A 10,954-nucleotide genomic window follows, 5' to 3' on the forward strand; every position below is an offset into this window, starting at 1 on the left:
GCACACCCCTATGCGAGACAGCCGGTTCGATGTCTGGGCCCCGTTCGCGTCGCGGATGCGCGTGGAGATCGACGATGCGACCTTCGAGATGCGGCGCGGTGACGGCGATTGGTGGCGCCCCGTCGACCTTCCCGAACTGCCGGGCGAGGTTGACTACGGCTACCTCATCGACGACGAGACGACGCCGACGCCCGACCCGCGCTCGCGCCGGCAGCCGGCGGGCGTGCACGGCCGCTCGCGCACGTTCGACCCGGGCTGGTACGAGTGGGGCGACGGCGACTGGCGGGGGCGACAGCTCGCGGGCGGCGTCATCTACGAACTGCACGTCGGCACGTTCACGCCCGACGGCACGCTCGACGCCGCGATCGACCGCCTCGATCACCTCGTCGAGCTCGGCGTCGACTTTGTCGAGCCGATGCCGGTCAACGCGTTCAACGGCGACCTCGGCTGGGGGTACGACGGCGTGTACTGGTACGCCGTGCACGAGCCCTACGGCGGCCCGGCCGCGTATCAGCGCTTCGTCGACGCCTGCCACGAGCGCGGGCTCGGCGTGATTCAAGACGTCGTCTACAACCACCTCGGCCCGGCCGGCAACTACCTCGGGAAGTTCGGGCCGTACGTGTCGTCGCGCCACCAGACCGACTGGGGTGACGCGATCAACGTCGACGACTTCGACTCCGACGAGGTGCGTCGCTACCTCATCGACAACGCGCTCATGTGGGTCACCGATTTCCACGTCGACGGCCTGCGCCTCGACGCCGTGCACGCGCTCATCGACACCCGCGCAACGCACATCCTCGAAGAGATCGCGAACGAGGTCGAGGCGCGCTCCGCGTTCCTCGGTCGGCCGCTGACGCTCATCGCCGAGAGCGACATGAACGCGCCGCGGCTCATCTCGCCGCGGGCTGCGGGCGGATACGCGCTGTCGGGCCAGTGGTCAGACGACTTTCACCACGCGGCACACGTCGCACTCACCCGCGAAGACGACGGCTACTACGAAGACTTCGCGCAGACCGCCGGCCACGGCCTCGGAGCACTCGAGAAGGTGCTCACCCACGGGTTCTTCCACGACGGTGCGATGTCGACGTTCCGCCGGCGCCATCACGGTCGCCCGCTCGGCGCGGGCACCTACGCGTGGCGCCTCGTCGTGTCGACGCAGAACCACGACCAGATCGGCAACCGCGCGCGCGGCGACCGGCTGAGCGAGAAGCTCACGGCCGAGCAGCTCGCGGTCGGGGCGACGCTGATGATGTGCTCGCCGTTCACGCCGATGCTGTTCATGGGCGAGGAGTGGGGTGCCCTCACGCCGTTCCAGTACTTCTCGTCGCATCCCGAGCCCGAGCTTGCCGAGGCGGTCACGAAGGGCCGTCGCGAGGAGTTCTCACGCATGGGCTGGGGCGAGACCGAGGTGCCCGACCCGCAGGACTTCGACACGTTCCGCGCATCCCGCCTCGACTGGATGGAGCTCGACCGGCCCGAGCGCCAGTGGCTGCTCGACGTCTACAAGCGACTCATCGAGCTGCGGCGCACCCGCCCGGAGCTCACGTGGCCGTGGCTGCGCGACGTGTCGGCGAAGGCGCAGCCCGAGCTCGGCGTGCTCAGCTTCTGGCGCGGCGACCTCGAGGTCGTGTGCAACTTCGCGGCCGAGCCGCGCGAGGTCGAGCTCGACGTCGACGTGGCATGGACCTCACACGACGACCTGCCCGAGGTCGTGTTCACAACCAACGACGAGGTGCGGGTCGAGGGCACGCGCGCGACGCTGCCGGCGCACTGCGCGGCGGTGTTCGCGCCGATTGCCGACTAGCGCTTGTCGGACAACTCGGCAGAACCTTCGGGCCCGTCGGCCTTCCGGTCTTCGTAGCGGAGTAGGTCGCCCGGCTGGCAGTCGAGGACTCGACAAATTGCGTCGAGCGTCGAGAAGCGCACCGCCTTTGCACGCCCATTCTTGAGGACTGCGACGTTCGCCGGCGTGATTCCGATGGCGTCGGCGAAGTCGCCCACGCTCATGCCGCGCTCGGCCAGCATGCGGTCGATCGTGATCCGGATAGTCACTACACGACCTCGTCGAGCTCGGCGCGCATCGCGATGGCATTCCGCAGGAGGGAGCGGAGGACGAGGCTGATGCAGACAATCGCGATGAGGCCGAGTGCCGTGAGGGCGATAGCGAGGGAGAGCAGCGGATCGCGGAGGTCGGCATACTCGGGCAGGTTGGTCGCAACGTTCGCGGAGAATTCCGGGAGAAGCACAATCGCGCTCAGGCCAATGAGGAACAGGACGCCAAGAAGGGCTTCCGTGGCGATGACAAGCGCGAGTGGCGGGCGAGGAACGTTCAGCTGCATGTATCGATTATCAATAGATACCTATCGCTAATCAATAGATACTTCAGTCGGCCGAGGAGATCATGCGTTCGCCGCGCTCGTCGACGACGAACGCCTGATCGTCTTCGAGCAGCTGCAGCTGGTAGCGGTCGCCGTACGTCGCGACGATCTGCTCGATGATCTCGGGCGGATACGGCGGCAGCTGGCCGTCGGCGTGCGGCACGATGACGGAGTCGATGAGCCCGAGGCCGCGGTAGCTCGGCAGGTTCGGAGCCTCGTCGGGGTCGTCCATCGGCACGATCGGCTCGAGACTCGGGCCTGCCACGACCGAGCCGGCGCTGAGGCCGATGTAGGGCAGCCCCGCCTTGACGCGCTCGACGATGAGCTTGTCGGCGCCCGAGATGCGCATCGCGTCGCGGAGCAGGAACGTGTTGCCGCCGCGCACGTAGAGCGCGTCGATGCGGTCGAGGGCCGCGGTGACCTCGTCGGCCTTCATCTCGGCGAGAAAGAGGTCGTCGACGGTGCCGACCTGCTCGACGATTCGCTGACGCTCCTCGTAGATCCAATCCGGCATCGAGACGTGCTCGGGCACCCGCCCGATCGCGTCGTGCACGAAGCCGATGCGCGCCTCGCTCAGACGCCCGACATGCGTGTGCAGAAACCCGGGCAGAGCACCGGCCTGCATCGACAAGAGCAGCAGCTTCATGGCGTCAGGGTACCGAAGCCGGTTGGGCTCCGGCCGATACCCTGGAAGTTCGCGAGCCAACAGGAGACCCATGCGAATTCGACAGCTGCTCACCGTGACCCTCTCGACCGCGGCATTACTGCTCGCGGGCTGCGCGAGCGGCGCATCCGAGCCAGAGCCGACGCGCTCCGAGACCGCAGGGGCGAAGCCGGTCGAGCTCCCTGAGACACCGGCGGGTGAACGGATGCGCTGGCTCCACGACCTGCTCGAGCGCGACGACGACGTGACGGCCGACGACCTCGACGGCGTCTTCAGTGAGGAATTCACCGACGCGGTGCCGCTCGAGGAGGTCGTCTCGCTGCTCAACACGAACATCCGGCCCGCCGCGCCGTTCGTGCTGCGCGACTACGTCGGTGACGAGTTGAACGCGAGCGTCGTGTTCGAGGGCGCCGTCGGTGAGCCGTTCACGGCGCAGCTTGCGGTGACGAGCGACGGCACGATCACGGGCCTGCAGCTCCTCCCCGAGATGAAGCACGAGGCGGCGACGAGCCTCGACGAGGTGCAGGAGCGGCTCGAGGCGCTGCCAGTGTCGACCGAGCTGTTTGTGCGCGTCGATGATGAGGACGTCGTGGCCACGAGCGGCGAGGCGCGCCCAATCGGGTCGATCTTCAAGCTCTGGGTGCTGCTCGCGGTCGTCGACGCGATCGACGCGGGGGACCTCGCCTGGAGCGACGAGCTCACCATCACCGACGACAACAAGTCGCTCCCGAGTGGGCGGCTGCAAGACGAGCCCGCGGGCACGACCGTGACGGTCGCCGATGCGGCCCAGCTCATGATCTCGATCAGCGATAACACCGCGACCGACCTGCTCATGGAGGCCGCCGGCCGCGATCGGGTCGACGCCGCGGCGCCCGAGGCGATGCGGCCCGTTTCCACGACCGCCGAAATGTTCCAGCAGCTCTATGGCGACGACGCGCTCACGGCCGGGGTGAGCGACGCGGCCCTCGCGGAGTCGATGGCGGATGCGCCGACCTGGCAGGCGACGCCGGCCGACATCGCCGACGCCTACGACCAACTCGCCGAAGACGCGGCCGCGCATCCCGAGGTCGATGCGGCCCTCAGCAAGAATCCCGGCGTGCCGGTCGAGGGCTACGACTCGCTCTGGTTCAAGGGCGGCTCGCTCTCGGGCGTCGTCGCGGGTTCGTGGCGCGGCGTGCTGCCGAGCGGCGAGATCGTCACCGTCGTCGTCACGGCGTCGGGCGACACGCAGCCGGTCGCCGACGCGACCGTCGAGGCCCTGCTGCTCGCGGGCGACGCGCTCGCGCTCGCTTGATTCGCGCCTAAAACTGAGTATGCTCATTAATAAGTGAGGTCAAAGTTTCGGGCTCGGCAGAGAGGGTGATCCGGATGACCGAAGCACCGCAGGGTCGACGCGAGCGCAACAAGCAGGCGAAACGCACCCGAATTCTCGCCGAGGCGGGCCGACTCTTCGCCGAGCACGGCTACGCCGGCACTACGACGAGCGCGGTCGCCGAGGCGGCCGATGTCTCGCACGGCACGCTCTTTCGCTATGCGCCGTCGAAGGCGGCGCTCATGCTCATGGTCGGGAACGCGGCCCTGAGCGCGAGGCTCGCGGAGTACGCCGACGCCGGGCACGGTACGGCGACCGACCGCATCGTCGCCCTCGTGGCACCGTTCGTCGAAGATCGCACCCAGCTCGAGAACCTGGTTGCGTATCAGCGCGCGGCGCTCGACGGCGACCCACGTGAGGAGCACTGCGCCGAGGCGGTCGCAATCGTTGACCGCGTCGTCGACACGATCTGCGGGATCCTGCTCGACGCTGCCGAAGAGCCCGGCGCGACTGAGGCCGCGCAACTCGCGGCCGAGACGGTCTACGCGTCGCTGCACCTGCAGCTCGTGCGCGCCGACCGCGACGGGCGCTCCCCCGCCGACCTCACCGCACACTTCCGTGGCCAAACCGAGCTGATCGTTCGGGGCTTTCTCGCCACGGTCAAAGGAAAGAAGGAACAGCAATGACTGACATCACGAACGTCACCGTGCTTGGCTCGGGCGTACTCGGCTCGCAGATCGCATACCAGACCGCCTACGCCGGCTTCACCGTCACTGCATGGGACATCACCGATGACGCGGTCGCCGCGGCCAACGAGCGCTTCGCGGCCCTCGCGAAGCGCTACGACGCCGAGGTTGAGGGCGCGAAAGACGGCAAGTCGGCCGCCGCGCTCGAGCGCCTCACCACGACGAGCGACCTCGCTGCGGCCGTCGCCGACGCCGACCTCGTCATCGAGGCCGTGCCCGAGAACCCCGAGATCAAGAAGTCGACGTGGGAGAAGGTCGGCGCCCTCGCACCCGAGAAGACGATCTTCGCCACGAACTCATCGACCCTGCTCCCCTCGAGCTTCAAGGATGCGACGGGCCGCCCGAACAAGTTCCTGGCGCTGCACTACGCGAACCAGATCTGGGCCCAGAACACCGCCGAGATCATGGGCACGGCCGACACTGACCCCGAGGTCTACGCGACCGTCGTCGAGTTCGCGACCGAGCAGGGCATGGTGCCGATCGAGGTGAAGAAGGAGCAGCCCGGTTACGTGCTGAACACGCTGCTCGTGCCGCTGCTCAACGCGGCCGGCTACCTGTACGCGAACGGCATCGCCGACGCCGAGACCATCGACAAGACCTGGCGCATCGGCACGGGCGCACCCCGCGGCCCCATGGAGATCTTCGACATCGTCGGCCTGACCACCGCCTACAACGTGTCGGTCATGGGCGATGAGGAGTCGCAGAAGTTCGCGAAGATCCTCAAGGAGGACTTCATCGACCAGGGCAAGCTCGGCGTCGCCACCGGCGAGGGCTTCTACAGCTACAAGTAGCGCGCCTACGTCGACGGCCGGTTCGGGCGCTCGCTGAGCCCCGTACCGCCGTCACGGCGCTCGCCGCGGCCGAGCAGCGATGCGGGCCGAATCGCGGCCTTGCCGAACTTCGCGACCGCCGCATCCGTCGCCCGCTCGGCGGCCGACCACTCGTCGTCGTGCGCGTCGTCCCACAGCAGCAGCGACGTCGCCTGCCCAGCTTCGACGAGGTCGGCGGCGCGCACGCCGATGAGCCGCACGGGGCGCCCCTCGGCGTGGAGCTCGTCGAACAGCTGCGCGGCCGCGCGGTAGAGCGTGAGCCCCGTGTCCGAGGGGCGCTCGAGACGCACCTGCCGCGACACGGTGTCGAAGTTCGCCCAGCGCAGCTTTACCGCGACCGTCGCCGCCGCGAGCCCTGCCCGGCGCAGCCGCGCGGCGACCGCATCCGCCTGCGCTCGCACCTCGCGCAGCAGCGCATCGTGCGACGTGACATCGACCTCAAACGTCTGCTCGTGTGAAACCGACTTCTCGCGCCGCTCGACCTCGACGGGTCGCGAGTCGCGCCCCCAGGCGAGGTTCGCGAGGTGCGCACCCATCGACTTGCCGACGATGCGTTCGAGCGCGGCAGGGGGCGTGTGCGCGAGCTCGAACACGGTGTGGATGCCGCGGCCGTGCAGCTTCGCCTCGGTCGTCGCACCGACGCCCCAGAGCGCGCCGACGGGCAGCGCGTGGAGGAACGGCACCGTGTCGCGCTCGGGAATCACGAGCAGGCCGTCGGGCTTGCACTTGCCGCTCGCGAGCTTCGCGACGAACTTCGTCGCGGCAACGCCGACCGAGCAGGTGAGGCCCGTGCGCGCGTGCACCTCGTGGCGGATGCGCCGGGCGATTTCGGCGGGCGGGCCAAACAGTCGCACGGCGCCGGTGACGTCGAGAAACGCCTCGTCGATCGAGAGTGGTTCGACGAGGGGCGTGAACTCGCGGAAGATCGCCATGACGGCATCGGAGGCCTCGCGGTACTTGTGCATGTGCCCCGAGATGACGGTGGCGCCCGGCGCGAGCTGGAGCGCCCGCGCCATTGGCATCGCGGCGTGCACACCGAGCGCCCGAGCCTCGTAGCTCGCCGACGACACGACGCCGCGGCCGCCCGCGCCGCCAACGATGACGAGCTCCCCACGGAGTTCGGGGCGCTCGAGCAGCTCGACCGAGACGAAGAATGCGTCCATGTCGACGTGGAGAATCGTCGCGGAACCGTCGTCGCGCGCGTCGCCCACCTCACGCGCGCCGAGCTGCTTCCGAGACATGCTCCCATTCTCGCCAATAAACTGCGGGTATGAGCGATGCCGCAATCCCCGTGTCCGAGTTCAATGCCAATCGCGTGTGGACGAAGAACTACGCCCCAGGCGTTCCCCGCGATATCGAGCCCGTGACGACGTCGCTCTACGACGAGCTCGCCGACCGCGCCGAGCACTTCGGCGACCACGTCGCCCTCGAGTTCTTCGGCGCCGAAACGACGTACGCGCAGCTGCACGACCACGTCACCCGCTTCGCGAACGGCCTGCGCAGGCTCGGAGTGAAGAGCGGCGACCGGGTCGCGATCGTGCTGCCGAACTGCCCGCAGCACGTCATCGCGTACTACGGCGTGCTCCGCCTCGGCGCCACGGTCGTCGAGCACAACCCGCTCTACACCCGCAACGAGCTGCGCACGCAGTACCAAGACCACGGGGCGGTGTTCACGATCGCGTGGGACAAGCTCGCCCCCGTCGTGCAGTCGCTCGCCGGCGAGGTCGAGGTGCGGCGCGTCATCTCGGTGAACATGACGAAGATGATGCCGCGCAAGCTGCAGCTGCTCATGAAGCTCCCCGTGAAGAAGGCGCGCGAGTCGCGCGAAAAGCTCACGGCAAAGGCGCCCGGCACGGTGCCGTTCGAGAAGGTGCTCCACCAGGTGCCGATCGGCGACGAGGTGCCGAAGCCCGACGCATCCGACATCGCGATGCTCGCCTACACCTCGGGCACGACCGGCACGCCGAAGGGTGCGATGCTGTCGCACTCGAACCTGCTCTCGAACGGCCGGCAGGGCAAGGCGTGGATGCCCGAGTTCACGATGGGCGAGGAGACGATCTACGCGTTCCTGCCGATGTTCCACTCGTTCGGCAACCTGCTCGGCACGATCTACGGCGTCGTCACGGCGTCGCGCGTCACGCTGTTCCCCACCTTCGACCCCGAGCTCATCATCGACGCGTCGAAGGTGCACCCCGCGACGTTCTACCCCGGCGTGCCGCCGATGTTCGACCGGCTCGCGCGCATCGCGAAGCAGGGCAAGCTCGATCTGTCGGGCGTGCGCTACGCGATGAGCGGCGCGATGACCCTCACCGATCCCGTCGTGGAGCGCTGGGAGGCGGTCGCGGGCGGCGGCCTCAACGAGGGCTACGGGCTCACCGAGGCCTCCCCCATCGTGTTCTCGAACCCATTCGGGCCGACCCGCAAGATCGGCACGATCGGCCTGCCGCACGCGTCGACGACCATCAAGGTCGTCGATCCCGACGACCCCGAGCGCGAGGTGCCGCTCGGCGAGGTTGGCGAATTGCTCGTGCACGGGCCGCAGGTGTTCCAGGGGTACTGGAACAACCCCGAGGAGACCGACAAGGTGCTGCTGCCCGGCCGCTGGCTGCGCACGGGCGACCTCGTGACGCAGGATGCCGACGGGTTCATCACGGTCGTTGACCGGGCGAAGGAGCTCATCATCACGGGCGGCTACAACGTCGCCCCCACCGAGGTCGAGCAGGTGCTCGTGAAGGTGCCGGGCATCGCCGAGGCGGCGGTCGTCGGCATCACGCGCGGCTCGTCTGGCGCCGAGTCGGTGACCGCCGCGATCGTGCTCGAGGAGGGCGCGACGTTCGACGAGAAGGCGACCCGCGCCTTCGCGCACGAGCAGCTCGCCGACTACAAGGTGCCACGCAGCTACGTCGTCGTCGATGAGCTGCCGAAGTCGCTGCTCGGCAAGGTGCTGCGCAAGCAGGTGCGCGAGCAGCTCGGCGGGGCGAAGGCAGGCAAGTGAGCCGACCGACCCTGCGCGACGTCGCGACGCGGGCGGGCGTGTCGACGGCCGCGGCGTCGCTCGCGCTGCGCGACCTCGCGGGCGTCTCGGCGTCAACGCGCGAGTCGGTGCTCGAGGCCGCGGCCGAGCTCGGCTACGTCGTCAACGTCGCCGCCCGCAACCTGCGCCGGCAGCGCACGGGCACCATCGGCATCTACCTTCCGCCGGGTGTGACGCTGCAGTGGTACTACGCCGACGTCGCCCTCGGCGTCACCGACGCGGCCGGCGCGCGCGGAGTCGCGGCGCTGATTCTCCCCCAGTCGGGCGACCCGCGAGCGTTCGTGCCGTACACCGACGGCATCGTCACGATCGATGTGAGCCGCGAAGACGCGACGGCACGCGCGCTGCTCGAGTCGGGGGTGCCGATCGTGACTGGTGAGGCGGTTCCCGAGGAGCTTCCGCGACCGACCGGAGTCGTGTTCGTCGATCACTACGCACGCGCCCGCGAGGTGCTTGCGCACCTCGTGGGGCGCGGTGCGGCGCGCATCGGCGTGCTGCTGCCACCCGACGACACCGTGTGGGGTGCCGAGGTCGCGCGAGCCGTGCGCGAGTTTGGCGGGGCCGAGACGCAGTCGGTCAGCGTCGCGTTCTCGCCGACGAGCGACGAGATTCGCGCGGCGTGTGCGCGCCTCGTCGACGTCGACGCGATCATCGCGATCCCCGACGGCACGGCGACGAGCGTCGCCGGGTTCCTGCGCGCGCACGACCACGAGATTGGCAGCGACGTGCTGCTCGCCTCGTACACCGACACGCTCGCCGACCGGCTGCTCGACCCGCCCGTGACGGCGCTCGATCTGCGCCCGCGGGAGCTCGGGGCACGCCTCGCGACGCACCTGCTCGATGTGCTCGACGGCTCGGCCGCGAACCCGCACGAGGAGTTTGACGTGGAGTGGCATTTCCGGGCCTCGACGCGGGGGAGGTTAATCGATTAAGCTGCCGGGAGTTGAGAGGAGTCGCAACAATGAAGATGCCCCCTGAGTGGACCCGTCACGACCGCACCTGGATGGCCTGGCCGGGCCCTGGCTATCTCTTCGGCACGTCGGAGGCCGACGCCGACGAGGCCCGCGCGACCTGGGCGGCTGTCGCCAACGCGACCGTCGACTTCGAGCCCGTCACGATTCTCGTGCCCACGAGCGAACTCGCGCATGCGAAGCGCGCCCTGTCTGGCCGCGTCGAGATCGTCGAGGCCGAGCTCAACGACGCGTGGATGCGCGACATCGGCCCGACCTTCGCGTTCGACGGCGACGAGCTTGTCGCGATCAACTGGGTGTTCAACGGTTGGGGCGCCCAGGAGTGGGCGACGTGGGACAAGGATGCGCGCATCGGGCGTCGCGTCGCCGAGCTCGCCGGTGTGCGCGTCGTCGACTCACCGCTCGTGAACGAGGGCGGCGGAATCCACGTCAACGGCGAGGGCCAGGTGCTCGCGACCCGCACGGTGCAGCTCGACCAGGGCCGCAACCCGGGCTGGTCGCCCGAGCGGGTCGAGGCCGAGTTCGCCGAGAAGCTCGGCGCCGAGCAGACCATCTGGCTCCCGCGCGGCCTCACCCGCGACTCCGAGGAGTTTGGCACCCGCGGCCACGTCGACATCGTCGCCTCGTACACGCCTGACGGCCGCGTGCTCGTGCACGAGCAGCGCGACCCGGCGCATCCCGACTTCGAGGTCTCGAAGGAGATCATCGCCTCGCTCCCGCGGTCGTTCGAGGCGGCGGGCACGCCCCGCGAGATCCTGCGCGTGCCCGCGCCGAAGGAACTCCGCGACGCCGAGGGCTGGGTCGACTACAGCTACATCAACCACCTCGTCGCGAACGACGCGGTCATCGCGTGCGGCTTCGCCGACCCGAACGATGCCGAGGCGTTCGAGGTGCTCGCCGACGCGTATCCGGGCCGGGAGATCGTCGCCATCGACGCCCGCCCGATTTTCGCGCGCGGCGGCGGCATCCACTGCATTACGCAGCAGCAGCCCGCGCTCGTGACCGAGGCCGCTCGCTAA

Annotated in this window: 11 protein-coding genes; 7 read left to right on the forward strand and 4 right to left on the reverse strand. The window is 69.1% G+C overall.

Going from position 1 to position 10,954, the window contains the following annotated elements:
* Positions 1–10 precede the first annotated feature (10 nt).
* On the forward strand, positions 11–1,804 hold the full coding sequence (gene treZ / locus G328_RS0110015) for a malto-oligosyltrehalose trehalohydrolase (RefSeq protein ID WP_019619218.1): 1,794 nt from the start codon (positions 11–13) through the stop codon (positions 1,802–1,804).
* Here the strand turns inward: treZ and G328_RS0110020 are convergent.
* The 3 genes from G328_RS0110020 to G328_RS16635 are packed head-to-tail and all read right to left on the reverse strand — an operon-like array spanning position 1,801 to position 3,024.
* Positions 1,801–2,052 carry a helix-turn-helix domain-containing protein gene (locus G328_RS0110020; RefSeq protein ID WP_019619219.1) on the reverse strand — a complete coding sequence of 84 codons (252 nt, stop codon included), beginning with the start codon at positions 2,050–2,052 and terminating at the stop codon, positions 1,801–1,803. The genes treZ and G328_RS0110020 overlap by 4 nt on opposite strands.
* Positions 2,052–2,339, reverse strand: coding sequence for a DUF2975 domain-containing protein (locus tag G328_RS0110025; RefSeq protein ID WP_019619220.1), 288 nt, complete (start codon positions 2,337–2,339; stop codon positions 2,052–2,054). The genes G328_RS0110020 and G328_RS0110025 overlap by 1 nt, the downstream gene beginning before the upstream one ends.
* 43 nt (positions 2,340–2,382) lie before the next feature.
* Positions 2,383–3,024, reverse strand: coding sequence for a Type 1 glutamine amidotransferase-like domain-containing protein (locus tag G328_RS16635; protein ID WP_019619221.1), 642 nt, complete (start codon positions 3,022–3,024; stop codon positions 2,383–2,385).
* A 70-nt stretch (positions 3,025–3,094) separates the two neighbouring features.
* Here G328_RS16635 and G328_RS15955 point away from each other — a divergent pair, with 70 nt between their 5' ends.
* The 3 genes from G328_RS15955 (at position 3,095) to G328_RS0110045 (ending at position 5,891) form a co-directional block, all read left to right on the forward strand.
* Positions 3,095–4,336, forward strand: coding sequence for a Cpe/LpqF family protein (locus G328_RS15955; protein ID WP_019619222.1), 1,242 nt, complete (start codon positions 3,095–3,097; stop codon positions 4,334–4,336).
* A 74-nt stretch (positions 4,337–4,410) separates the two neighbouring features.
* A complete protein-coding gene (locus G328_RS15080) occupies positions 4,411–5,040 on the forward strand; it encodes a TetR/AcrR family transcriptional regulator (RefSeq protein ID WP_019619223.1) in 630 nt (209 codons plus the stop codon).
* Positions 5,037–5,891 (forward strand): 3-hydroxyacyl-CoA dehydrogenase, encoded by an 855-nt coding sequence (locus G328_RS0110045; RefSeq protein ID WP_019619224.1) that lies wholly within the window; start codon positions 5,037–5,039, stop codon positions 5,889–5,891. The genes G328_RS15080 and G328_RS0110045 overlap by 4 nt, the downstream gene beginning before the upstream one ends.
* A gap of 5 nt (positions 5,892–5,896) precedes the next feature.
* On the opposite strand, the gene dinB is transcribed toward G328_RS0110045, so the two are convergent.
* The gene (gene dinB / locus G328_RS0110050; RefSeq protein WP_019619225.1) at positions 5,897–7,171 is read right to left on the reverse strand and encodes a DNA polymerase IV; all 1,275 of its coding nucleotides are present in this window, start codon (positions 7,169–7,171) and stop codon (positions 5,897–5,899) included.
* A gap of 29 nt (positions 7,172–7,200) precedes the next feature.
* On the opposite strand from dinB, the gene G328_RS0110055 reads away from it, so the two are divergent.
* The 3 genes from G328_RS0110055 to G328_RS0110065 are packed head-to-tail and all read left to right on the forward strand — an operon-like array spanning position 7,201 to position 10,954.
* Positions 7,201–8,925 carry a long-chain-fatty-acid--CoA ligase gene (locus G328_RS0110055; RefSeq protein WP_019619226.1) on the forward strand — a complete coding sequence of 575 codons (1,725 nt, stop codon included), beginning with the start codon at positions 7,201–7,203 and terminating at the stop codon, positions 8,923–8,925.
* The gene (locus G328_RS0110060) at positions 8,922–9,896 is read left to right on the forward strand and encodes a LacI family DNA-binding transcriptional regulator (RefSeq protein WP_019619227.1); all 975 of its coding nucleotides are present in this window, start codon (positions 8,922–8,924) and stop codon (positions 9,894–9,896) included. The genes G328_RS0110055 and G328_RS0110060 overlap by 4 nt, the downstream gene beginning before the upstream one ends.
* 29 nt (positions 9,897–9,925) lie before the next feature.
* The gene (locus tag G328_RS0110065) at positions 9,926–10,954 is read left to right on the forward strand and encodes an agmatine deiminase family protein (RefSeq protein WP_019619228.1); all 1,029 of its coding nucleotides are present in this window, start codon (positions 9,926–9,928) and stop codon (positions 10,952–10,954) included.

This window comes from [Zimmermannella] faecalis ATCC 13722 (assembly GCF_000381765.1).
Classification (GTDB): Bacteria; Actinomycetota; Actinomycetes; order Actinomycetales; family Microbacteriaceae; genus Gulosibacter; species Gulosibacter faecalis.

Excerpts from the sequence above, each read along its gene's own strand:
- G328_RS16635 (WP_019619221.1), bottom strand. The coding sequence starts at position 3,024 with ATGAAGCTGCTGCTCTTGTCGATGCAGGCCGGTGCTCTGCCCGGGTTT.
- G328_RS0110065 (WP_019619228.1), top strand. The coding sequence starts at position 9,926 with ATGAAGATGCCCCCTGAGTGGACCCGTCACGACCGCACCTGGATGGCC.
- G328_RS0110055 (WP_019619226.1), top strand. The coding sequence starts at position 7,201 with ATGAGCGATGCCGCAATCCCCGTGTCCGAGTTCAATGCCAATCGCGTG.
- G328_RS15955 (WP_019619222.1), top strand. The coding sequence starts at position 3,095 with ATGCGAATTCGACAGCTGCTCACCGTGACCCTCTCGACCGCGGCATTA.
- G328_RS15080 (WP_019619223.1), top strand. The coding sequence starts at position 4,411 with ATGACCGAAGCACCGCAGGGTCGACGCGAGCGCAACAAGCAGGCGAAA.
- treZ (WP_019619218.1), top strand. The coding sequence starts at position 11 with ATGCGAGACAGCCGGTTCGATGTCTGGGCCCCGTTCGCGTCGCGGATG.
- G328_RS0110045 (WP_019619224.1), top strand. The coding sequence starts at position 5,037 with ATGACTGACATCACGAACGTCACCGTGCTTGGCTCGGGCGTACTCGGC.
- G328_RS0110025 (WP_019619220.1), bottom strand. The coding sequence starts at position 2,339 with ATGCAGCTGAACGTTCCTCGCCCGCCACTCGCGCTTGTCATCGCCACG.
- dinB (WP_019619225.1), bottom strand. The coding sequence starts at position 7,171 with ATGTCTCGGAAGCAGCTCGGCGCGCGTGAGGTGGGCGACGCGCGCGAC.